This window comes from Sphingomonas sp. (assembly GCF_050725575.1).
In the GTDB taxonomy this organism is placed as follows: Bacteria; Pseudomonadota; Alphaproteobacteria; order Sphingomonadales; family Sphingomonadaceae; genus Sphingomonas.
Map to the genome: position 1 here is coordinate 1 of NZ_JBOHHW010000009.1, position 22704 is coordinate 22704.

A 22704-nucleotide genomic window follows, 5' to 3' on the forward strand; every position below is an offset into this window, starting at 1 on the left:
GTTCGCGGCGCAGGGGGAGCGTGCCGCCGAAACCAGAAGGCGCGGGCATTCTTTCGGGACTGCCAAGCGGATCGAAGTCCGGCGACAGGGGGTCGGCAGCAATGCCGGCCCCTATTTGCGTTTGGGCCCCATCCGGTCCGGCACGTTGGGTTGCGCGGCTGTCCCTGCAGTATCACCGTCACCCCGGACTTGTTCCGGGGTCCACGGAGCCGCAAAACGATAGCTTTCCGGATTTGCGGCACGGTGGACCCCGGAACAAGTCCGGGGTGACGAAGGGGAGAGCGATCGTCATCGCCATCTTCGCGAAAGCCATCAATTTCGCTACACCCCTCCAAATGCTCCCCGTCGCTACGCATGTCCTGCCCGACTTCGCCCCCTGGTTCGATATCGCCGGCCTCGCCGTGTTCGCCGCGTCCGGCGCGCTTGCCGCGGCGAAGCGGGGGCAGACGATGGTCACGCTCGCCTTCTTCGCGCTGATCACCGGGGTCGGGGGCGGCACGGTGCGCGACCTGCTGATCGGCGCGCCGGTCTTCTGGATGCAGGATAGCCGCTATGCCGCGGTGTGCCTGCTCGTCGCTTTCGTGATCTGGGCGACGCCCGAACGCTGGTGGAAGGGCGCGGCGCTCGACTGGTTCGACGCGGTCGGGCTCGCCGCCTATGCCGTGTTCGGCGCGGCCAAGGCGCTGGGCTATGGTGCGCCCCCGGTTCCCGCGGTGCTGATGGGCGTCGTCACCGCCTGCGTCGGCGGCATCATCCGCGATGTGCTGGCGGGCGAGCCGTCGATCCTGATGCGGCCCGAGCTCTATGTGACGGCGGCGGCACTCGCCTCGACGCTCTATATCGGCCTGGTGCTGATCGGTGCGCCGGTCGCTGTCGCCGCGACGATCGCCGCGACGGCAGGGTTCGCGCTCCGGGCTGCCGCCATCCATTTCCGCCTTGCCCTGCCGGCGTATCGCGGGCGGCGCTAGGAATGGAGCAGCAATGCAGGTCGTCATAGTCGCTGGATCGAGCGGACAGCACGCTGCCGTGGTGTATGAGGCGGCGAGGCTCTCCGGGATTGTCGTGGCGGGGTTTGTCACGATCGACGATGGCGCCCCGCCAAGTGTCCTGGATTGTAAATATCTTGGCGGGCCTGAAATGCTGGAAAATGGGGTGCTGTCGCACGACGCATCTTTCGTCGTTGCCTCCGGGTCAAATGCCAGACGCAAATCTGTGACGGACGCTCTCGACCGAAAGGGAGCGAGCCTCCAGACGATCATCCATCCGGGCGCAATCATATCCCCTTCCGCTGCGATCGGGTGGGGAAGCGTTGTATTGGCGGGAGCGATTGTCGGACCTTTGGCCCGGCTGGGTCGATCCTGCATCGTGAATCACGCCGCCAGTGTGGATCACCATTGTAGTGTCGCAGACCATGTCAATATCAGCCCGGGGGCTCGACTTGGCGGCGCCGTGCAGATCGACGAGGGCGTATTCATCGGGCTCAATGCGTCGATCCTGCAGGGACTGCACGTCGGGCGAGACGCGGTGATTGGCGCCGGCGCCGTTGTCATTGCCGATGTCGGCGCACGCGCCGTTGTTGCGGGCAATCCGGCGCGAGAGCTGAGGCGGTAGGCTCGGCCGGCGCGACGCCTGCCCCGATGGCGCTCGGGGTCACCCGAGGTCGCCTTCATCATAAGTATATGATATATAGTTATATTATATAAATTACCCGCCGAGACCCCAGCGGAAGATATGACACTACCGGTGTCCCATATCTCCCGCCGCTCGTCTCCATGGCTCTGTCGCCGGCGACGATTCAGCAATGATGCAGGATCTGGCATGTCATCCCTTGCCGGTGTGTCGCGGGCGGCGCTGACGCTCTTGCGCCGGAACGGTCATTGCCTCACCATGGCCTGATGATGCGAAATCCGAGACTCAATATGCTGATGGCGATGCTGGCCACTGGTCTGGTTGCAGCCTGTTCCAATCCGGTTCGGCAGGATGAGAAGCCGGCAGTCAAGGACGAGGTGGTCAAGGTCGCGACCGACGATGCCGCGATGGAAGCCGCCAAGCGGGAAGGACAGCGGACATTGCCGGAATTCTGGCAGCATCAGGCAAAACCCGCCGCCGATGAGACGATGTTCTCAGTGAAATTCGATCTCCTGCCGGGGCCGGCCGCCGAATATATCTGGGCATCGGTATCGAAACGCGATGCGAACGGCATTGTCGGAGTGCTCGGCAATACGCCGGAGGCCCCTGGCTATGCGCTTGGTCAGTCGGTCAAGATCAACGAGGCCGACATCATCGATTGGCAATATCGCAAGGGCGAGCAGATGCAGGGGCATTACACCACACGCGTCCTGATCGATCGTATGCCGCCCGCCGAAGCGAAGGAATATCGCGCCGCGCTCGGTTGGTAAGGGCCCGGTTGGTAAGGGCTCGGTCGGTGAGGCTGCCGGGTGGCGGCCTCAGATCCGCACCACGCCCACGTCGCTGAACAGCTTCGGCTCGACCGGTGGCACCGTCGCGTCGTTCAACTCGCGCTGCCAGAAGCCGACATCGATCCACTGGCCGTTCTTGTAGCCGACCTCGCGGTACACGCCCGCGCGGCGGAAGCCGATTGCCTCGTGCAGCGAAATCGACCCTTCATTGGGCAGCGTGATCACGCCGATCGCCTGAGTGAAGCCCTGCGCGCGCAGCGTGTCGATCAGCGCTTCGTAGAGCAGCCGTCCGGCGCCGTGGCGCTGCACCGTGCCGGCGACATAGATCGAGGTTTCGACGACATAACGATAGGCCGGGCGGTCGCGGAAGCGCGAGGCAAAGGCATAGGCGATCACGCCGCCCTCCTCATCGCCATTGGTCGCGACGATCCACGGATACAGCCCGTCCGACGCCGCCATCCGATTGCGCATCGCGCGCGTGTCGGGCGCCTCGATCTCGAACGACGCAGTGCCGGTCAGCACGTGCGGGGCATAGATCGCGGCAATGGCGGCGGCGTCTTCCGGCCGTGCGGCTCTGATCCCGATCACTTGGTGAACCGCGCGAGCAGGAGGTCCATCACGCGCAGATCGTCGCGGCTCGGCAGGGCGGGGCCCATGCCGACGCATTCCAGGCAGCGCGCCTGGATCGACGATGTCCGGGTCAGTCGCTGCATGTCGCCGACCGCACGGGCGAAGACCGCCTTGCGGTCGCCGCTGATGCGCGCGAACACATCGCCGCCCGCTTCCTCTTCATCCTCATCGCCGCCCCATTGCGCGGCGAGCTTTGCCAGCCATCCGGGTTCCTTTTCGAGATAGACGGCATGGACCTTGGCCGGGTCGAGCTTGGCGCGCTTGGCCGCTTCGTCGATCGCGTCCTTCAGCGTGCCGAACCGGTCGACCAGGCCGAGCTGGCGCGCGGTTCCGCCATCCCAGACGCGGCCCTGCGCGATTTCGTCGACGCGTTCGACCGTCAGCTTGCGTGCGCCGGCGACGCGGGTCAGGAACTGGCGATAGCCATGCTCGATCCCGGCCTGCAGCACCCGGTCGACCTCCGGCGTGGTGCCGCCGACCACGTCGGGCTGACCCGACATCGGCGTGGTGCGCACCCCATCCGACGTCACGCCGATCTTGGCCAGCGTGTTCTCGAAGGTCGGGATGATCCCGAAAATGCCGATCGAACCAGTGATGGTGGTCGGTTCGGCAAAGATCACATCGCCCGCCGTCGCGACCCAATAGCCGCCGCTCGCCGCGACCGAGCCCATCGAGACGACCACCGGCAGCTTCTGCGCCTTGGCCTCGAGGATTGCGCGGCGGATCGTTTCCGACGCCAGCGCCGACCCGCCCGGCGAATCGACCCGCACGACCAAAGCCTTGAGCTTCTTCTTGGCCAGCCCGTCGAGTACCGCCTTGGCGATGGTGTCGCCGCCGGCGGTCCCGGCATTGGCCTTGCCGTCGATGATCTCGCCCGCGACGGTCAGCACGCCGATCGCGTCGCCGCTGGTCGGCAATGGATTGGCGGCGAGGTAATTGGCATATTTGATCGTGTTGAAATTGCCCGCCGGCTTGTTGGCGTCGCTGCCGGCGATCTCGGCCACGCGCTTGTCGAAATCGATCCGCGGGGCAAGCTTGTCGACGATTCCGGCGTCGAGGTTCGACTTGGCGATATCGCCCTGCGCCGCGCCGACCACGGCATCGGGGGTCATCAGCAAGGGGTCGAACTTCGCCTTGGGTCGGGCCTTGGCGATTGCCTGTTTCCATTGGTCGAAGATCACGCCGTACAGCGCCTTGCTGGCTTCCTTCGCCTCGGGCGACTGGTCGCTGCGCGTATAGGGTTCGACGAACGACTTGTACTTGCCGACGCGGTAAATGTGCGCATTGACGCCGAGCCGGTCGATCAGCCCCTTGTAGTAAAGCTGGCTGCCGCCCGGGCCAGTGAACAGCGTGCCGCCCATCGGGTTCATCCAGATCTCGCTCGCATTGGCGGCGAGGCGATAGCCGGCATCGGTATAGCCGGTGGCATAGGCGAGCACCGGCTTCTTGGCGTCGCGGACGCGGCGGACCGCTTCGGCGACTTCGTTCAGCGCCGCCGGATAGCCGCCGGTAAAGCTGTCGAGGTCGAGTACCACGACCTTCACCCGGTCGTCGTCCTTTGCCGTGTCGAGCGCGCGCACCAGGTCGCGCAGGCGGAATTCATTGACGGGCGCACTGCCGCCGGCGAACGCGGTTACCGGATCGACCTCGGCCGGCTGTTCCACGATCGAGCCGTTCAGGTCGAGCACCAGCGCACCGTTGCGGATCGTTGCCGGGCTGGGTTTGGCGGCAAGCGCGGCGAACAATATGCCGAAGAACAACAGCATGGCGGCAAGCACCAGCGCGTCCTTGATGCCGACCAGGATCTTCCAGGCGCCTCGAACCAATTTCACGTCTGCAGTCTCCGTTGCCGGCGCGGATCACCCGCCATCGCGGGCCATCTAGCCCGGCGTGTGTGGTTTCAGCAATACGGACCGTGTCATAAGGGTCCCGTTGCCGGACGCAGTCATCGCGCAGTCCCGATCGATGGACTTGGCGAGGCAGGATCATATAAGCCGGCCCGACATCCATTGATCCGGCAGGCACTCCATGTTCAACATCTTCAAGAAGAAGAAGCCGTCCATCATCGTGGCGACGTTGAATGCGCGCCTGCAGCCAATTCACCGCGCCGATATCGAGGATGCACTGGACGATGCCATGGCCAAGCACGGCTATGGTGTCCGGGTGGTCGGCGGCGGGACGTTGATGGCCGACAATGGGGAAGTGAGCGAGTGCGATATCGAGATTGAGCTGGATACTCTGTCCGACGCGCTGATCGACACCGTCGCCAGGACGCTCGAGGCAATGCTCGCGCCAAAGGGGTCGCGCATTTTCGTGCCGGATCAGGGGCGGCAGATCGATTTCGGCGTGCAGGAGGGGCTGGCGCTGTATCTCAACGGCACCGATCTGCCTGACGATGTCTATGAGAATTACGACTCCAACCATGTCTATGCGGAGTGCCAGCGCTTGCTGGAGGGCATTGGCGAGGTCAGCAGTCACTGGCAGGGGCCGGAGGAGACCGCGCTGTACATGTATGGCACCGGGTTTCAGGCTATGCGCGGCCGGCTGACCCCTTTCCTGGAGGCATATCCGCTCTGCCAGCAATGCCGTATCGAGCAAATTGCCTAGCAAGGGCTCAGCTTCACTCCTTTAGGCGACGACATGACATTCTCCTCCGCCGATCCCTCCCCAACCGGGAGCTTCGGCGCACCTGACTCAATGCGGAGCGAACTGCGCGCGCTGTTGTGGCTCGCCGGGCCGCTGGTCGGCGCGAATCTGCTGCAGATGGGCGTTGCGGGAGTCGACGTGATCTTTGTCGCGCGGCTCGGCACGGTCGAGTTCGCCGCCGCGACGCTCGGCGTGTTCATGTTCAACGTCACCATGTTCGCGCTGATCGGCCTGACCAGCGCCGCTGCGCCGATCATCGCCGCAGAACTTGGCCGGCGGTCGCATGCCGTGCGCGAAGTCCGGCGGTCGTTCCGCATGGCGCTGTGGCTGGCGATCCTCGGTACGCTGCCGTTCCTGCTCGTGCTGGCGCATGGCGAGACATTGCTGCTCGCGGCGGGACAGGACCCTGCCGTCGCGCGGCGCGCAGGGGCGTTCCTCGATATCACGCTGTTCGCGCTGATTCCGGGCATCGCGGCTGCCGTGATGCGCACCACCGCGGCGGCGCTGGGGCGGCCCGGCTGGGCCTTTCTGGTCACCGCGCTGGCGCTGCTGACCGCGATCATCGGCAATTGGTGCCTGGTGTTCGGCAATGCCGGCTTCCCCGCGCTTGGCCTGGAAGGATCGGGAATCGCCACGGTCGTGACCATGACTGTGATGATGCTGTCCTATATGGTGATCCTGATCAGCGATCGGACGCTGCGCCGCTACCGGCTGTTCGGGCGGTGGTGGCGCACTGAATGGTCGCGCTTCTTCGAGATCGTCCGGCTCGGTGTGCCGATTGCGCTGACCTGGACGTTCGAGGGCGCGCTGTTCGGCGGCGCGGCGATCCTGATGGGGTTGATCGGCGTTGCCGAAGTCGCCGCGCATGCGATCGCGCTCAATATCGCCGCGGTCGCTTTCCAGGTGCCGTTCGGCGTCGCACAGGCGGCGACGATCCGGGTCGGCATGGCGTATGGCGCGCGCGACCATTTGTGGATCTCGCGCGCCGGCCGTGTCGCGCTGATCGTCGGGATCGGCTTCATGGCGGTGACCGCGACCTCGATCTGGACGCTGCCGCGGCTGTTCATCAGCGCTTATATCGATGCCGAAGCGCCCGCCAATGCGGTGGTCGTGGCGCTGGCGCTTCAGTATCTTGCCGTCGCCGCGCTGTTCCAGCTGGTCGACGGCGCACAGGCGGTCGCGGCGGGCATTTTACGCGGGGTGCAGGACACGCGCATTCCGATGCTGATCGCCGCATTCGGTTATTGGGTGATCGGGTTCGGCACCGCGATCCTGCTCGGCTTCACCTTCCATCTGCAGGGCGTCGGAATCTGGCTCGGGCTTGGGGCCGGGTTGCTCGCGGTGTCGGTGATGCTGCTGTGGCGGTGGTCGGCGCGAGGGCGGCTGGGGCTATTGCCGGGCTAGCACCGCGCGCTATTTCTTCGGCTTGCTGTACCAGAGCGCGTTGACGATGATCCATTTGCCGTCGAAGCGACCCATATGGAAGTAATCGACGAACCAGGGCGTTTCCAGGCGCACCGATGCCGCGCTGTCGGTGACGTCGAGTACCCGGCATGACCGGTTCCATGTCTCGCGCGGTGTCTTGAGCACGCCATTCTTCGTCAGGTTGACCAATTCTTCCTTGGTCATGCGGCGCAGACCCAGCCGTTCATAAGGCGTGTCGCCAATCACCGCGCGCTTGGCGAGATCGGGGTGGAGCGACCGCGCGACCCGGTCGGGCGCGCCTTCCAGCTGGCCATCGATATAGTCGAAACAGGTTGCCTCTATCGCCGCGATGGTGGCCGCATCCGCTGGCGCGGCAGGGCTTGTCGCGGCCATGGCCGACGCAAGAAGGTATATCGACATCATGGCCAATCTCCCGGGCTATATAGTGGAAGTTCCTAAGGGCTGGGTGACGCTATCTGCGCACTATTCCCTCTTTTCTATGCAGCGCAAATGAAGGGCATAAGAGCCTGCGCCGGTGTCGGCATCATAAGCGGCATTGTGACACTCGATCTTGCGCTCCTCCGGGACGGACGCCCATATTTTCTCAAGCGTCGCATAGGCAGCGCCTTCCTGCTCGCCGCATTTCACATCTTTTTCAAAGTCACCGCCAGAAAGTTTCCGGCAAAACATATCGAAATTATAGGTTGGAAGAGCTTCAGCCCTTGCTTCGATCGCCGCGAGGGTGCCCGTGTCGGCAGGTGCTGCGGGGCTTGTCGCGGCCATGGCTGACGCAAGAAGATACAACGACAACATGGCCAATCTCCCGGGCTGAACAGCTCGAGTGACGCTATTGAACGATGCTCCCCCTGTCGATCGGGCTTTTCGTCGCAGGGTGGTTGACGATCGCGTGCCGGCTCCACATATGCGCCGTGCTGGCACTCGACTCGTAAGAGTGCTAACAACGATTCAGATCATCACCACTAGAAGGGCTATCGCGCATGAACTTTCGTCCGTTGCACGACCGCGTCCTCGTCCGCCGGGTAGAAGCGGAAGAGAAGACGGCAGGCGGGATCATCATCCCGGAAACCGCCAAGGAAAAGCCGCAGGAAGGCGAAGTCGTCTCCGTCGGCACCGGCACCCGCGCCGATGACGGCAAGATCACGCCGCTCGACGTCAAGGCCGGCGACAAGATCCTGTTCGGCAAATGGTCGGGCACTGAGGTCAAGGTTGACGGTGAAGACCTGCTGATCATGAAGGAATCCGATATCCTGGGGATCGTCGGCTAACTTTTTCGCCTCTTCAGATTTTCCAACTTTTACATTGAAAGGGTAGCCTCACATGGCAGCCAAGGACGTAAAATTTTCGCGTGACGCGCGCGAACGCATTCTGCGCGGCGTCGACATCCTCGCCGATGCGGTGAAGGTCACGCTTGGGCCGAAGGGCCGCAACGTGGTCATCGACAAGTCGTATGGCGCACCGCGCATCACCAAGGACGGCGTCACCGTCGCCAAGGAAATCGAGCTCAAGGACAAGTTCGAGAACATGGGTGCGCAGATGCTGCGCGAAGTAGCCTCGAAGACCAACGATGTGGCCGGCGACGGCACCACCACCGCGACCGTTCTCGCTCAGGCGATCGTTCGCGAGGGCATGAAGTCGGTTGCGGCCGGCATGAACCCGATGGACCTGAAGCGCGGCATCGACCTTGCGGTCATCGAAGTCGTCAAGGACATCAAGGCTCGCTCGAAGCCCGTCTCGGGCACCAAGGAAATCGCTCAGGTCGGCATCATCTCGGCAAACGGCGACACCGTCGTCGGCGAGAAGATCGCTGAAGCGATGGAGCGCGTCGGCAAGGAAGGCGTGATCACCGTTGAGGAAGCCAAGGGCCTCGAATTCGAACTCGATGTCGTCGAAGGCATGCAGTTCGACCGCGGCTATCTGTCGCCTTACTTCATCACCAACCCGGAAAAGATGTCGGTCGAACTGAACGACCCATACATCCTGATCCATGAGAAGAAGCTGTCGAACCTGCAGGCGATGCTCCCGATCCTGGAAGCCGTCGTTCAGTCGGGTCGCCCGCTGCTGATCATCGCGGAAGACATTGAGGGTGAGGCTCTGGCCACGCTCGTCGTCAACAAGCTGCGTGGCGGCCTGAAGGTCGCTGCGGTCAAGGCGCCTGGCTTTGGCGATCGCCGCAAGGCGATGCTCGAGGACATCGCGATCCTGACCAAGGGCGAGATGATCTCGGAAGACCTGGGCATCAAGCTCGAGAGCGTTACCGTCGGCATGCTTGGCACCGCCAAGCGCGTCACGATCGACAAGGACAACACCACCATCGTCGATGGTGCTGGCGACCATGAAGCGATCAAGGGCCGCACCGATGCGATCCGTCAGCAGATCGAGAACACCACCAGCGATTACGACAAGGAAAAGCTCCAGGAGCGCCTTGCCAAGCTCGCCGGCGGCGTTGCCGTGATCAAGGTTGGCGGTTCGACCGAAGTCGAAGTGAAGGAGCGCAAGGATCGCGTCGATGACGCTCTCCATGCAACCCGCGCAGCGGTCGAAGAAGGCATCGTCCCCGGTGGTGGTACGGCTCTCCTTTACGCAACCAAGGCGCTCGAAGGCCTGAAGGGTGCGAATGACGACCAGACCCGCGGTATCGATATCGTCCGCAAGGCGCTCTACGCGCCGGTCCGCCAGATCGCGCAGAATGCCGGTCATGACGGTGCGGTGATCTCGGGCAAGCTGCTTGAGGGCAATGATCCGAACCAGGGCTTCAACGCTCAGACCGACGTGTACGAGAACCTCGTCGAAGCCGGCGTGATCGACCCGACCAAGGTCGTTCGCACCGCGCTGCAGGACGCAGCCTCGGTCTCTGGCCTGCTCATCACGACGGAAGCCGCCGTGTCCGAGCTGCCGGAAGACAAGCCCGCCATGCCCATGGGCGGCGGTGGCGGCATGGGCGGCATGGGCGGCATGGACTTCTAAGCCAAAAGGCGGCCTGATTGAGTGAAAGCTCAATCAGGTCTCGCCCAAGGCTCATGCCAAACACCGACTAACGCAAAAGAAGAGCCGGGGGAGCAATCCTCCGGCCTTATCTGTGTCCGGAACCGAGGAACGTCCGGCAAAGACCCGGCTGCTGCCATCACGGGGCAGCATATTCTGTACGATGCCGCGATTGGTATGCTGTCCTGGCTACCGATGGCTCGGGAGCGAGTGCGGCAATTGTCTTCGCCATGTTCGCCCGTCATCCCGCCAACCTCATCAGCGCGGATTTTCTTGCCGTACCGTGATCCGGCGCGCGTTGAAGATCTGAGATGCCGATCGCGATCGCTTGTCATCCGATCTTGAAAAGAGACTGCGTTAATTCTTGCAGAATCAATCGCAGACGGCCAACGTTTGGCATTCTGGGTGGGAAGTCGACATGGTTGATTACGTTGGCGGCGCTGGTGATGACGTGTTTATCGGCGATGGATTCCATGATGTCATGTCGGGGGGCGCCGGAGCAGATATTCTGGATGGCGGCAATGGCGACGATTATCTTTATTCGGCGGATGTGGTTCCGGCCTTCAACCTTCCCTATTACGGCACCGTAACCTTCGTTCCGCCGATCATCGATTCGGGAAGCGAGCGCGACACGTTGCGCGGTGGTGATGGATCTGATTGGATCTTTGCCGGCTATGGCGACAGCGTCGATGGCGGGGCGGACGGCGTCTATGGCGATTATCTCCATATCAGCTTTCTGGCTGCGCCGACTGGCATCACCTTTGACGGGGGCCTGGCAACGCAAGTCATCGGCGGCGCCACGATCACCGGCATAGAGAATATCAGCCTGGTTCAAGGCAGCAATTTCGCCGATACGATCGACGGCCGATCGCTTGGGGGAGGCTATAGCCAGTTTGGCGCGCTGATGGGCATGGGCGGGAACGATACCATGACCGCCGGCTATTTTACCGGAAGCATGTTCGGTGGTGACGGGGACGATATCGTTGATGGTCGTGGCAGCCAGTATCTCGTTGGGGTGTGGGGCGATGATGGCAATGACACGCTTTATACCGGCAATACCTTCTCGACCGCCTATGGTGGCGCCGGGAACGATACGATCTATGCACGCAGCAGCGCTTACGGCGGCAGCGGAAACGATCTGATCATCCTCCAGTCGAGCGATTATCATGGCTTGGTCTCCGGCGAGAGCGGCGATGACGAAATCCGCGCTTCGGTCGACAACCGGGACAGTAATGCGATCTATGGGGGCGAGGGCGCCGACCGCCTGACCGGAGGCTCGGGTACCGACACGATTGGCTCGGCCGGCAGCCTTCTCAACTCCCTGACCCCCGACGATGATTTAGGCACTGAACACGACGTCATCGACGGCGGTGAAGGCAATGACCTGATTGGGATCGGCATCGGGGATGATGCCGATGGTGGCACGGGCTTCGACACGCTGCGCTTGTCGCTGGCCGGCGCAAGCACTGGCGTGGATTTTTCCAGCCAGGGCATCACCGGGGCAACACCATTCGTGTACGCCGGTGGGAGGATCGTCAACTTTGAGGACTTTACCTATCTTCGCGGCACCAGCTTCGGGGATCGCCTGAATATCGCAACGCAGGCCACCATGCTGACGATCGATGCCGGAGACGGCAACGATATGGTGAGCGCCGGCCAAAGCTCGGTTACCGTCAATGGCGGCGCAGGCGATGACCAGCTCACGGGCAGTTCGGTGGCGGATGTCCTCATGGGATCGATCGGCAACGATATGCTGAACGGCGGCGGCGGTGCCGATCAGCTTTCCGGCGGCGCGGGCGACGACCGCTATATCGTCGACAATTCCGGCGACCAGATCGTCGAGCAGGATGGCGAAGGTGCTGATACAGTCGAAAGCTCAATCGACTTTTCACTCGCCACCCTGGGCGCGGTCGAGAATCTGACGCTGACCGGCGCTGCGGCGATCAACGGCACGGGCAATGCGCTGAACAACAACATGCGGGGCAACGTCGCGGCAAACACGCTGTACGGCGGCGACGGCAATGATGTGCTCGACGGCGGCGCGGGCGGCGACCGGCTTTACGGTGGCGCGGGCGATGACCGCTATATCCTCGACAACAGCCTGGACCGGGTGATCGAAAATGCCAATGAAGGCATTGATACGGTCGAAAGCTCAGTGAGCTTTTCCTTTGTCAGCTTGAGCGCGCTGGAGAATCTGACGCTCACCGGCATCGGCGCAATCAACGGCACCGGCAACGCGCTGGCCAATATCCTGATCGGCAATGCCGCCGCCAATATCCTCGACGGTGGTACCGGTATCGACCGGATGGAGGGCGGCGCGGGCAACGACACTTATTATGTCGATGCTGCCGAGGATGTTGTTCTGGAGGCGGCCGGTGGCGGCAACGACACGGTGCTTGCCGCAAGAAGCTATGCACTGGCTGCCGGGCAGGAAATCGAGACACTGGCGACGGTCAATGATGCCGGGTCCGGCTTCATCAATCTGACCGGCAATGAGTTCAACAATATCCTGCGCGGCAATGCCGGTGGCAACCGGCTCGATGGCGGGCTTGGTGCGGATCAAATGGCCGGTGGGCTCGGCAACGATACCTATGTCGTCGACAATGTCGGGGATCAGGTCACCGAACTGAGCGGCGGCGGGACGGATATGATCGAAAGCTCGATCAGTTTCTCGCTCGCAAGCGCCCCCGAGGTGGAAAACCTCACGCTAACCGGAATCGCAATGATCAACGGCACCGGCAACGCGCTGAACAATATCCTGATCGGCAATGCGGCAGCGAATATCCTCGATGGCGGCATCGGTGCCGACCGGATGGAGGGCGGCCAGGGTGGTGATCTTTATTATGTCGACAATGCTGCGGATAGCGTCCTGGAGGGCGTGGGCGCAGGTTATGATACTGTATATTCAAGTACATCATTTGCGTTGGCGGCCGGCCAGGAAATCGAGGATCTGGTAACGACTGATCGGGCGGCAGTCACCTCAATCAATCTGACCGGCAATGAATTCGGTAATTATCTGGCTGGCAACGCGGGTAGCAACATACTCGAAGGCGGCGGCGGTAATGATGGAATTGACGGCGGTGCGGGGGACGATCGGTTGTCCGGTGGCGATGGCAATGATGGCATGATCGGTGGCGCGGGCATCGATCAATTATATGGGGGGCGTGGAAACGACCTTTATGTTTTGGATGATACGCGCGATCTGGCTTTCGAAGCCGCTGGCGAGGGCTATGATTCCATTCAAACAACCGCGTCATATATTTTGGCAGCGGGGCAGGAGATCGAAGAGCTAATAGTATCAACTGAATCGATTCTGCCGCTCAACCTGACTGGTAATGAATATAAACAAACCATCATCGGTAATGGATTGAGCAATATTCTGACCGGCCTTGGTGGCGATGATCAGCTATATGGCTATGGCGGTGCCGACACGCTCATTGGTGGCGAAGGTGACGATCTGCTGGAGGGGGGACTCGGCGGTGATCGCCTTTACGGCGGCGTGGGCAATGACTTTTATTTCGTCGATGACAGCCTGGACCGCGTGATCGAGCTCGATGGTGAGGGTCGGGATGGCGTTCTGGCATCGGTGAGTTTCACACTGGGCGGTGCGGTCGAAGAACTTTATTTGAATGGCACTGCGGCGATTAACGGCACCGGCAATGCATTGAGCAATCTGCTCGTCGGCAATGCCGCGGCAAATGTGCTCGATGGCGGCGTGGGTATCGACAGGATGGAGGGGCGTGGGGGTGATGACACCTATTATGTCGATCTCGCCGAGGATGTTGTGCTGGAAGCAGTCGGCGCCGGCAACGACACCGTGCTCGCGGCGCGAAGCTACGCGCTGGCGGCCGGGCAGGAGATCGAGACGCTGGCGACGGTCAATGACGCCGGTTCCGGCTTTATCAACCTGACCGGCAATGAATTCGCCAACATGCTGCGCGGCAATGCCGGCGGCAACCGGCTCGACGGCGGTGCCGGGATTGACCGGATGTCGGGCGGTCTGGGCAATGACAGCTATGTCGTCGACAATATCGGCGATCAGGTCATCGAACTCGATGGCCAGGGCATCGATACGGTTGAAAGTTCGGTCAGCTTCTCGCTGACGACCGCGCTCGAAAACCTCACTTTGACCGGCGTTGCGGAGATTAATGCCACGGGCAATGCTCTCGCCAATGTCTTGAACGGCAATGCCGCAGCGAACTTGCTCGACGGTGCCGGCGGCAATGATGTCCTGTATGGCGGCGCCGGCAGCGACCGTTTGATCGGAGGTGCAGGCAGCGACCAGATGTACGGTGGCGCTGACGGCGACCTTTATTACGTCGATAACGCGGGCGACATGGTCTTCGAAGCGGCAGGACAAGGCAATGATCGCGTTTATACGACCGCATCCTACACCTTGGCGGCAGGCCAGGAGATCGAAGAGCTCTTCGCCCTGGATCAGTTCCCCTCGAATCAACTCGCCATCGATCTGACCGGCAATGATTTTACGCAAATCATCTGGGGTAATGCCGGGAACAATATCCTCAGTGGTCTCGGCGGTAATGACACGTTGCGGGGCGATGCGGGGGCCGACACGCTCTATGGTGGCGCCGGACAGGATACGCTCATCGGGGGCCTTGGCGGTGACCGAATGTATGGTGGCGCAGGCGATGATCTTTACATGATCGATAACAGCCTGGACCGCGTGATCGAGCTCGATGGCGAGGGAATAGACAGCGTCCAGAGCTCAGTGAGCTTTTCCTTGAGTGCTTTGACCTCGGTGGAAAACCTTACGTTGGTCGGCACTGCCGCGATCAATGCGACTGGCAACGCAGGGAATAATATTCTCGGCGGCAATGAGGCAGCGAACATTCTTGATGGCGGCGTGGGTGTCGATGTGATGCAGGGCTGGGCTGGCGACGACACTTATTATGTCGATGTGATGGGCGACCAGGTTTTTGAATTGATCAATGGCGGCAACGACACCGTGCTCGCCGCCAGGGCCTATACACTGCGGGCCGGGCAGGAGATCGAAACGCTGGCGACGGTCAACGACGCCGGGACCGGCTTCATCAACCTGACCGGCAATGAATTCGCCAACATGCTGCGCGGCAATGTCGGCGGTAACCGGCTCGACGGCGGGCTCGGTGCCGACACGCTGACCGGCCTTGGCGGCGCCGACACCTTCGTGTTCGGCACAGCGCTCGGTGCGACCAATGTCGATACGATCACTGACTTCGTCCATGGCACTGACCGGATCGAGCTCGACCAGTCGATCTTCACGGGGCTTGGACTGGGGACGCTGGGCGCCAGCGCATTCAGCAACGGACCTGCCAATACTGCCGGCCAGCATATCCTGTACGATGCAGCGACCGGCAATTTGTCCTATGATGCCGACGGGTCGGGCGCGGGTGCGGCGATCGTCTTCGCGACGCTCTCTAACCATCCTGCCAATATCACCAGCGCGGACTTCCTCGTCGTGCCGTGATCGACCCGATCAAGGTCATCCGCACCCGTCCCCTGGTGAATATTCATTAACCAATTTTTACCCGCAGCCGCTTAGGCAGGGTCGATGCGCCGCTTATACGTTCCGCTTGCCCTTATCGCACTCGCGTCGGTGATGTTCGCATCGTGGATGCATCTCGGCGCGCTCGATCCGCGCCAGGTCGGCTGGCTGCTCGACGGCAACGACCATGGCCAGAACAGCATCGGTCTGATCGCCTATCTGCGCGCGCGCGCGTTTTGGCCATCGCTGCATGATCCGTTGCTGATGGCGCCGGAGGGACTGAACGTCGCGTTGACCGACAGCAATCCACTGCTGGCGCTGGTTCTTCGCCCTTTCGCCGGATGGCTGCTGCCGGATGGTTGGCAATATGCCGGTCTATGGCTGTTTGCCTGTCTGATGCTGCAAGTCAGCTTTGCCTGGGCACTGATACGGCCTTTCACACGCGACCGGATGGCCGCCTTTGTGGCGACCGCATTGCTGGCGGGCACGCCAGTGCTGTTCGCGCGATACGGCCATCTCAATCTGTGCGCGCAGTGGCTGATTCTGTGGGCGCTGTGGCTGTTTATCGACCGGCGGCGGTCTCGCCTGCCCTTTGCCTGGGCGGCGGCGCTTGGGGTATCGGGCCTGATCCATCCCTATCTGCTCATCATGGTCGCCGCGATCTGGGCCAGCGCGTTGCTGCGTCTGGCGGTGACCGAACCACAGGCGCGGCGCCTGGTTGCGGGCACGGCGGCATTGGGTACCGGCACGATGGTCGCGGTGGCATGGTGGCTGGGCTATCTCGCCGAACCGCTGGCCTCGACCGGCACCTATGGTGGATTCGGGCTGGCGCTGGATGCGCTGTGGAATCCCGGCAATGACGGTTATTCCGCGCTGCTGCCGGCGGCCGCATGGCGCGGGGCGCAAGGCTTTGAAGGGATGAATTATCTCGGCGCGGGTCTGCTGTTGCTGACGGTGCTGGCCTGTTACGCCCGCGCGAGGGGGATCGCGCCCCGACCCGATGAGGAAGCGCCGGCGCTTCGCTCCTTGCTTTGGTTGCTGCCTGCCTTTGCGGTGCTGACTCTGGTTGCGATCGGCCCGGCGCTCATTTGGCGAGGACAGATGATCGCCACCATCCCGCTGCCGCCACGCTGGATCGACGTGCTCGATCCGGTTCGCGCCAGTGGGCGAATGTTCTGGCCGGTCTATTATGCCATCGCATTTGCAAGCCTTGCGATCGTTTGCCGGATGCAGACGGCGCGGCTGGCATTGTCCGTCGCGCTGATACTTCAGCTAATCGATATCGCCCCGATGCTGGTGGTCATTCGCGGGCTCAGCGCGCGCGCCGATCAGCCTGCCGTCTATTATCGCACCACCGATCCACGCTGGGCGGGACTGGTCGCAGGCGCGTCGGCGATCGAGATCCATCCCTATGAAGCCTATCGCGACCTCGCCGTGCTGGAGGAAGTTTCGTGGCGTGCGATCACCGCATGTCGTCCGGTCCCACTGCGCTATTTCTATGCCTCGCGAGAGCCGCGATCGATCCGCGAGCGGATGGAGCGGGATGCCGTGCGGCTCAGCGCCGGTGAGATCGACCCGAGCCGGCTATACGTCTTTTTAAAGGATGCACCGCCGCCCGCAGTCGCGGCGCGCGCACAAATGATCGACGGTATCGCGGTCATCGCACCGACGCGTCCCTTGCCGGCGGCGGCGCACTGCGCCTAGGCAAGGTGCGACATGATCTCTGCGCCCTCCGCGGTGCGCGTCACAGGTAAAGCCCATTCAACGGATCATTTGAATCGAGCCGACGCGGAATCGAGCAGTTCATGACGGCCGCCCAGAATTTCCCATAGCGCCGGGAAATCCGCGCCCCGATCCCAGGTGCCTTAGAGAATTGATACACCCCCTTCCAATTGCCCGCCCGTCGCGACACAGTGCGGGCAATCGCATCGCTATCCGGGGGAACCCATGACCAGTATGACTCGCCGCGAGGCACTTGCCGCCTCGACTGCCACCACTCTTGCCGCCACGATCGCCGCGGCGACCCCGGCCTGGGCGCAGGACGCCGCGACGGCGGCAACGGCACCGCCGGCAAACGGCGCGGCGTGGGACCTCTCGGAAATCTATCCCAGCGACGCCGCCTGGGAGGCTGCACGCAAGGCGGCGCTGGCGGCGGTGCCGTCGCTCACCGCCTGGCGCGGCAAGCTCGGCGACAGTGCGGAGACGCTCGCCAGCGCGATGGTCGCCACGTCCGATATGGGCAAGACGATCGCGCGCATCTATGTCTATGTCAGCCTCAAGGCCGATGAGGATGTCCGCGTCGCCGCCAATCAGCAGCGTCAGGCGCAGGCGATCGATCTCTACACCGCTTATGGCGAGGCGGTTTCCTGGTTCTCACCCGAGATATTGGCGATTGGTGCGGAGAAGATCGAGGGCTTCATCGCCGCCAATGCGGTGCTCAAGTCGCGCTTCGATTTCTCGCTGCGCAACATCTTGCGCCAGGCGCCGCACACGCTGAGCGCGAATGAGGAGGCGCTGCTCGCCAGCACCAGCGCGCCGCTTCAGGGGCCGGAGGATATTCGCGGCCAGCTGGTCGCTTCCGACATCCCCTGGCCGACCATCACTTTGTCGACCGGCAAGTCGATCCGGCTCGACGATCAGGGCCATACTTTGGTGCGCGACGCGCCGAACCGCGCCGACCGCAAGAAAGTGTTCGACACCTTCTGGGCGACCTATGGCCAGTTCCGCAACTCGCTCGGCGCGGCCTATCTGTCGAAGCTCAAGGCCGATGTGTTCGGCATGAAGACGCGAAAGTACAAGACGTCGCTGGCCGCCTCGCTCTCGGGCAATGACGTGCCGGAGGCGGTGTACCGCACCCTGGTCGCCGAAACCAACAAGGGCTTGCCCGAACTGCACCGTTATTTCGAACTGCGCCGGCGGCTGCTCAAGCTGCCCGACATGGCCTATTACGATATCTACCCGCCGCTCGTGTCGCTCGAGCGCAAGGTCACCATCCCGGAAATGCGCACCGTCGTGCTTGAGGCAGTCAAGCCGCTCGGCCCCGATTATGTCGCCCTGCTCGGCAAGGCGACCGCGGGCAAATGGATGGATCCGCTGCCGCGTCCGGGCAAGCGTTCGGGGGCCTATATGAATCCCGGCGCCTATGACGTGCATCCCTATCTGCTGCTCAATCTCGGCGAGAATTATGAGGGCATGACCACGTTCGCGCATGAATGGGGCCATGCGATGCATTCGCTGCTCGCCGCCAAGGCGCAGGTCTATGACAAGGCCGACTATCCGCTGTTCACCGCGGAGATCGCCTCGACCTGCAATGAGCAATTGCTTGCCGCGTATATGGTCGGCCGGGTGAAAACGAAGGAAGAAAAGCTCTTCTATCTCGGCCAGCAGCTTGAGGGAATTCGCGGCACTTTTTTCCGCCAGACCATGTTCGCCGAGTTCGAGCTCGCCTGCCACGACAAGGCGGAGGCGGGCGAGGGCTTGTCGGGCGAAGCGTTCAGCGCGATCTATCTCGACCTGCTCAAGCGCTATCATGGTCCGAAGGTCGCGATCGACCCGGTTTATGCATCCGAATGGGAGTATATTGGTCACTTCTATTCGAGCTTTTACGTCTATCAATATGCCACCTCGATCTCGGCCGCGTCCTATTTTGCGCGTTCGATCCTGAAGGGCGGGGTGAAGGAGCGGGATAATTATCTCGGCGTGCTGAAGGCCGGCGGATCGGATCATCCGGTCGCATTGCTCAAGCGCGCGGGGCTCGATATGGCGTCGCCGGCGCCGTATCAGGCGATTATCGCGACTTTCAGGGATACGCTCGACCAGTGCGAAGCGTTGATGGCGTAGGAAAAGAGACGATGCGAACGATTACCTTCCTGCCTGCAGCGACCTTGCTCCTTGCGCTGGCGGCTTGCGGTCCGGCATCGCTGCCCCATGTGACCTATGACAATGTCACAACCGAACCAGAGACGGCACGTCCTGCCTTTGCGGCGGACTTGGCTGGAGCATCGGCGGCGATCGAGGAAGCCGGGGCGCCGTGGAAGGGCGGCACGGTCAAGGACGGCATCCGTGATTCGACCACCGGCGGGACGATCCGCACGATCACCGCGACCGGTGGCCTCGCTCAGGTCTTCGCGCTGCCCGACGGCAAGGCATGGCAGGTCCGCCTGATCAGCCGGCCGAAGACGGGGTGCAGCGAATCCGCGCCGCTCAAGGCCGCGCTGCCGAACCTGGTCGCCACGCTTGCGCCCGCCACGCCGCTCTCCGAGGCGGACCGGAATGCGATCGGTGACGACCTGGCATCGACGGCGCCGAAGACGCATGACCTGACCGCGATCCGCATCGTCGTGTCGGGCGGGTGCAGCCACAGCATGACGCTGACCGCGCTCTGATCCCCGCTAGTCGCTTGTCCCCGCCCAACCGGGCAGATGCGCCGTGTCATGGCCATTGGCGAATGCCAGCGCCTCGGACAGCGCCTTGTCGAAATGGTCATCGACACGGCCCGGTTTGATCCGCCGCCTGAGGAAGTCGGCCCACAGAAATTCGGCATAGGGGGTGTCGACCTTGGCATAGCCGCCCGCGCGCCTTAGCGCTCCGGCAAGCGACCGGTACGGATCGTCGGCCAGATTGGCGACGTGCTTCGGGATGTCGTCATACTCCTGGCGGATGCCCTTCGCATCGAACGGATGCAGCCAGTTGCGATTGTCCATGAAGGTGATGAAGGCGGGCCGGGCGAGCGCGCTCAGATCGGCGATGATATGGACCAGGACGTGCTTCACCCCTTCCAGATGCAGCGCAAGCGCAAGATGGTGATTGTCGATCAGGTAGGCGCGATCCTTCGGCCCGATCACCACCGGCAGCATGTGGCGCCCAAGATAATCGGAGCCCTCGCGGTCGGCGCGGTGGCGCCATTCCTGGCGCTTGCGCTCGACCTCGCGCAGGCCGACCGTGATCTGGGTCGGGCGCAGGCCGGCGATCTCCCTGGGATGCAGGAGCGGCTCAGGATCCTGGATCATCGGCGGCTCCCGTTGGCACTTGTGATTGCGGCAGGCTGGCGACGGCGTCGTCCACGCTATAGCTGGATCGCGCGACCAGGTCATGCGCCCCGGCTGCGGCCAGCAGGTCGCGCACCCTGTCACGCACGCGGGCGAGCAACAGGCGCGCGCCGTTCATCCGCAGCCGCGCATCGAATTCGATCAGCGCATCGGCCGCGCTGCTGTCGATATCGAAGCTCTCCTCCAGGCTGACCACCACATTGGTGATGGTGGAGTCCGCGGCCTGATGGTCGGCGATCAGGGCAAGCACTGCTTCGGCATTGGCGAAGAACAGCGGCTCGGCCGGCCGCCAGATCGCCACGCCGGGAAGGGAGATCGCATCGGGATGGCGCGCGAGATCGACGAAATTATGCGAGCTGCCCAGCCGCCCCAGCCTGACCAGTTGCGGCGAGGCGAGCCGGCGCACCAGTGCCGCGATCGACAGCAATATCGCGAACAGCATGCCGTTAAGGACGCCGAGCGCCAGCACGCCGATTGCCGCACCGATCGCGACATATTGGTCGCGCGCAAGACGCCACAGCCGGACGATGGGCTGCGGGTTGAGTGCATGAGACAAGGCCGCGATCACCACCGCCGCCAGCACCGGCTGCGGCAGATGCGCGACCAGCCTGACCCCGGCCAGCATCAGCAGCGCGAGCCCGATCGCGGCGATCGCGCCGGCCGCGCGGGTCCTGGCTCCCGCCGCCTCGTTGGCCGAGCCGGCGGAAAACCCCGCGCCGACCGGGAGCCCCTGCACCAGCGCCGAGGCAAGGTTGGCCGTGCCGAGCGCGGCCAGTTCGCGATTGGGCTCGATCCGGTCGCCATGGCTCAGCGCCAGCGCGCGCATCGTCCCCCAGCTTTCCGCGAGCAGAATCAGCACCAGCGGTATGACCAGCTCGGCCAGTCCGGTGAGCATCGGATAGGGAATATGCGGCAGCGATGGCATCGCGATGCTCAGGTCGATCAGCCCCACTGTCGCCACGCCGTGCCCCGGCAGGTCGAACAGCATCGACGCGGCAATGCCGGCCACCAGTACGAGAAACGCCCCCGGAACCGAAGGCAGCCGCCGCAGTGCGAGGAGCAGGAGCAGCGCCGCAGTTCCGGTGGCGATGCTCACCCAGTTCCATGCGCCGAAATCGGACCACAGGCCGGCAACCAGCTCGAAGACATTGCCCGCCTGCGGCGCGACGCCGACGACCAGCGGCATCTGTTTGAGGATGATGGTGATCGCCAGGCCAAAGGCGAAGCCGCGCAGCACCGGCCGCGATACGAACCCGGTCAGCCCGCCGAGCCGCGCCGCCGAGGCCGCAAGAAAGGCAATGCCGACCAATGCGACCGTGATCGTTGCTAGCGCGACCTTCACGGCCGGGTCGGCGGTGAGCGTGCCGAGCGATGCGGCCAGGATCGCCGCCGAAGATGAGGTCGGCGAGACGATCGCGAAACGGCTGCGCCCGATCGCCGCATAGACCAATGCGCCGACGATCGCCGCCAGGATGGCATGTTGCGGCGCAAGCCCGGCGATCCCGGCATAGGCGACGGCCTCTGGTAGCATCAGGCCGGCAACTGACAGGCCGGCGATGAGATCGGCTCTGCGCACCGCGCGCTGCTGGTTCATGTGACGCCGTTCAGGGAGGGGCGCAGCGTGCGCTTCATCGAGTCTCTCCTGATCCGCAGGTCAAATCTGCGCCGCTTTTGGCCGGAGAGCAACTGACACGATTGGCGTCGCACGACACCATCTGCTGAACCACTGCCGTCATTCCCGCGAAGGCGCGAACCGCGGCCCTGCCTTGCATTTGGAAGCAGCGGGATCGGGACCGGGCTGAGCATGCGCTGCGTGTTCAGGGGTTGCCTGATGGAACGGCCTGCGCCGGTGCTTTCTTGCGAGGAGGACAGCGGAAGGCTGTCTCAGGCATTATTAAATTAAGTGTTTGATATATAGTGATATTATGCGTTGCCTCGTTGAGGCTGCGGTGGAGGAGATACGACACAACCGGTGTCCCATATCTCTAGCCGCTTGACCAATCAGATGGTCGCTCCCGTCGCCTTCAGCGTTGCCCCTCAGCATTGT

The 22704-nt window shown here is 63.0% G+C and carries 17 protein-coding genes; 11 read left to right on the plus strand and 6 right to left on the minus strand.

The genetic code is table 11. The features are described 5' to 3' along the window. Positions 1-335: 335 nt before the first annotated feature. From ACRECS_RS08275 to ACRECS_RS08285, 3 genes are all read left to right on the plus strand, one after another. A complete protein-coding gene (locus ACRECS_RS08275) occupies positions 336-968 on the plus strand; it encodes a trimeric intracellular cation channel family protein (RefSeq protein WP_431582622.1) in 633 nt (210 codons plus the stop codon). A 13-nt stretch (positions 969-981) separates the two neighbouring features. Next, complete coding sequence (locus tag ACRECS_RS08280) at positions 982-1611, plus strand: acetyltransferase (RefSeq protein WP_431582488.1); 630 nt, start codon at positions 982-984, stop codon at positions 1609-1611. Between the two features lie 287 nt (positions 1612-1898). Further along, positions 1899-2399 carry a DUF2314 domain-containing protein gene (locus tag ACRECS_RS08285; RefSeq protein WP_431582489.1) on the plus strand — a complete coding sequence of 167 codons (501 nt, stop codon included), beginning with the start codon at positions 1899-1901 and terminating at the stop codon, positions 2397-2399. Between the two features lie 48 nt (positions 2400-2447). On the opposite strand, the gene ACRECS_RS08290 is transcribed toward ACRECS_RS08285, so the two are convergent. Both ACRECS_RS08290 and sppA read right to left on the minus strand, forming a co-directional pair. Continuing rightward, a complete protein-coding gene (locus ACRECS_RS08290; RefSeq protein WP_431582490.1) occupies positions 2448-3008 on the minus strand; it encodes an N-acetyltransferase family protein in 561 nt (186 codons plus the stop codon). After that, on the minus strand, positions 3005-4882 hold the full coding sequence (sppA, locus tag ACRECS_RS08295) for a signal peptide peptidase SppA (protein WP_431582491.1): 1878 nt from the start codon (positions 4880-4882) through the stop codon (positions 3005-3007). Before sppA ends, ACRECS_RS08290 begins: the two co-directional genes overlap by 4 nt. A 196-nt stretch (positions 4883-5078) precedes the next feature. On the opposite strand from sppA, the gene ACRECS_RS08300 reads away from it, so the two are divergent. Further along, positions 5079-5657 (plus strand): hypothetical protein, encoded by a 579-nt coding sequence (locus ACRECS_RS08300; RefSeq protein ID WP_431582492.1) that lies wholly within the window; start codon positions 5079-5081, stop codon positions 5655-5657. 33 nt (positions 5658-5690) lie between these two features. Further along, the gene (locus ACRECS_RS08305) at positions 5691-7100 is read left to right on the plus strand and encodes an MATE family efflux transporter (protein ID WP_431582493.1); all 1410 of its coding nucleotides are present in this window, start codon (positions 5691-5693) and stop codon (positions 7098-7100) included. Between the two features lie 9 nt (positions 7101-7109). Here the strand turns inward: ACRECS_RS08305 and ACRECS_RS08310 are convergent, their stop codons facing one another. Together ACRECS_RS08310 and ACRECS_RS08315 are read right to left on the minus strand one after the other, a co-directional pair. After that, positions 7110-7544 carry a nuclear transport factor 2 family protein gene (locus ACRECS_RS08310; protein WP_431582494.1) on the minus strand — a complete coding sequence of 145 codons (435 nt, stop codon included), beginning with the start codon at positions 7542-7544 and terminating at the stop codon, positions 7110-7112. Between the two features lie 60 nt (positions 7545-7604). Then, positions 7605-7934 carry a hypothetical protein gene (locus ACRECS_RS08315; protein WP_431582495.1) on the minus strand — a complete coding sequence of 110 codons (330 nt, stop codon included), beginning with the start codon at positions 7932-7934 and terminating at the stop codon, positions 7605-7607. Positions 7935-8119: 185 nt separating this feature from the next. Between ACRECS_RS08315 and groES the strand changes: the two genes are divergently transcribed. The 6 genes from groES (at position 8120) to ACRECS_RS08345 (ending at position 19994) form a co-directional block, all read left to right on the plus strand. Continuing rightward, a complete protein-coding gene (groES, locus tag ACRECS_RS08320; protein ID WP_183109307.1) occupies positions 8120-8407 on the plus strand; it encodes a co-chaperone GroES in 288 nt (95 codons plus the stop codon). A 52-nt stretch (positions 8408-8459) separates the two neighbouring features. Then, positions 8460-10106 carry a chaperonin GroEL gene (groL, locus tag ACRECS_RS08325; protein WP_187762375.1) on the plus strand — a complete coding sequence of 549 codons (1647 nt, stop codon included), beginning with the start codon at positions 8460-8462 and terminating at the stop codon, positions 10104-10106. Between the two features lie 436 nt (positions 10107-10542). Continuing rightward, on the plus strand, positions 10543-15591 hold the full coding sequence (locus ACRECS_RS08330; protein WP_431582496.1) for a hypothetical protein: 5049 nt from the start codon (positions 10543-10545) through the stop codon (positions 15589-15591). 84 nt (positions 15592-15675) lie between these two features. Further along, positions 15676-17313: a DUF6311 domain-containing protein gene (locus tag ACRECS_RS08335; protein ID WP_431582497.1), complete on the plus strand. Its 1638-nt coding sequence runs from the start codon at positions 15676-15678 to the stop codon at positions 17311-17313. Positions 17314-17556: 243 nt separating this feature from the next. Continuing rightward, positions 17557-19449 (plus strand): oligoendopeptidase F, encoded by a 1893-nt coding sequence (gene pepF, locus ACRECS_RS08340; RefSeq protein WP_431582498.1) that lies wholly within the window; start codon positions 17557-17559, stop codon positions 19447-19449. A gap of 11 nt (positions 19450-19460) precedes the next feature. Beyond that, positions 19461-19994: a hypothetical protein gene (locus ACRECS_RS08345; RefSeq protein ID WP_431582499.1), complete on the plus strand. Its 534-nt coding sequence runs from the start codon at positions 19461-19463 to the stop codon at positions 19992-19994. A 6-nt stretch (positions 19995-20000) separates the two neighbouring features. Here the strand turns inward: ACRECS_RS08345 and ACRECS_RS08350 are convergent, their stop codons facing one another. After that, positions 20001-20618 carry a ParB-like protein gene (locus tag ACRECS_RS08350; RefSeq protein ID WP_431582500.1) on the minus strand — a complete coding sequence of 206 codons (618 nt, stop codon included), beginning with the start codon at positions 20616-20618 and terminating at the stop codon, positions 20001-20003. Continuing rightward, complete coding sequence (locus tag ACRECS_RS08355) at positions 20602-22251, minus strand: SulP family inorganic anion transporter (RefSeq protein ID WP_431582501.1); 1650 nt, start codon at positions 22249-22251, stop codon at positions 20602-20604. The genes ACRECS_RS08350 and ACRECS_RS08355 overlap by 17 nt, the downstream gene beginning before the upstream one ends. Positions 22252-22704 lie beyond the last annotated feature (453 nt).

Excerpts from the sequence above, each read along its gene's own strand:
- ACRECS_RS08275 (WP_431582622.1), top strand. The coding sequence starts at position 336 with ATGCTCCCCGTCGCTACGCATGTCCTGCCCGACTTCGCCCCCTGGTTC.
- ACRECS_RS08280 (WP_431582488.1), top strand. The coding sequence starts at position 982 with ATGCAGGTCGTCATAGTCGCTGGATCGAGCGGACAGCACGCTGCCGTG.
- ACRECS_RS08285 (WP_431582489.1), top strand. The coding sequence starts at position 1,899 with ATGCGAAATCCGAGACTCAATATGCTGATGGCGATGCTGGCCACTGGT.
- ACRECS_RS08300 (WP_431582492.1), top strand. The coding sequence starts at position 5,079 with ATGTTCAACATCTTCAAGAAGAAGAAGCCGTCCATCATCGTGGCGACG.
- ACRECS_RS08305 (WP_431582493.1), top strand. The coding sequence starts at position 5,691 with ATGACATTCTCCTCCGCCGATCCCTCCCCAACCGGGAGCTTCGGCGCA.
- ACRECS_RS08310 (WP_431582494.1), bottom strand. The coding sequence starts at position 7,544 with ATGATGTCGATATACCTTCTTGCGTCGGCCATGGCCGCGACAAGCCCT.
- ACRECS_RS08315 (WP_431582495.1), bottom strand. The coding sequence starts at position 7,934 with ATGTTGTCGTTGTATCTTCTTGCGTCAGCCATGGCCGCGACAAGCCCC.
- groES (WP_183109307.1), top strand. The coding sequence starts at position 8,120 with ATGAACTTTCGTCCGTTGCACGACCGCGTCCTCGTCCGCCGGGTAGAA.
- groL (WP_187762375.1), top strand. The coding sequence starts at position 8,460 with ATGGCAGCCAAGGACGTAAAATTTTCGCGTGACGCGCGCGAACGCATT.
- ACRECS_RS08330 (WP_431582496.1), top strand. The coding sequence starts at position 10,543 with ATGGTTGATTACGTTGGCGGCGCTGGTGATGACGTGTTTATCGGCGAT.
- ACRECS_RS08335 (WP_431582497.1), top strand. The coding sequence starts at position 15,676 with ATGCGCCGCTTATACGTTCCGCTTGCCCTTATCGCACTCGCGTCGGTG.
- pepF (WP_431582498.1), top strand. The coding sequence starts at position 17,557 with ATGACCAGTATGACTCGCCGCGAGGCACTTGCCGCCTCGACTGCCACC.
- ACRECS_RS08345 (WP_431582499.1), top strand. The coding sequence starts at position 19,461 with ATGCGAACGATTACCTTCCTGCCTGCAGCGACCTTGCTCCTTGCGCTG.
- ACRECS_RS08350 (WP_431582500.1), bottom strand. The coding sequence starts at position 20,618 with ATGATCCAGGATCCTGAGCCGCTCCTGCATCCCAGGGAGATCGCCGGC.
- ACRECS_RS08355 (WP_431582501.1), bottom strand. The coding sequence starts at position 22,251 with ATGAACCAGCAGCGCGCGGTGCGCAGAGCCGATCTCATCGCCGGCCTG.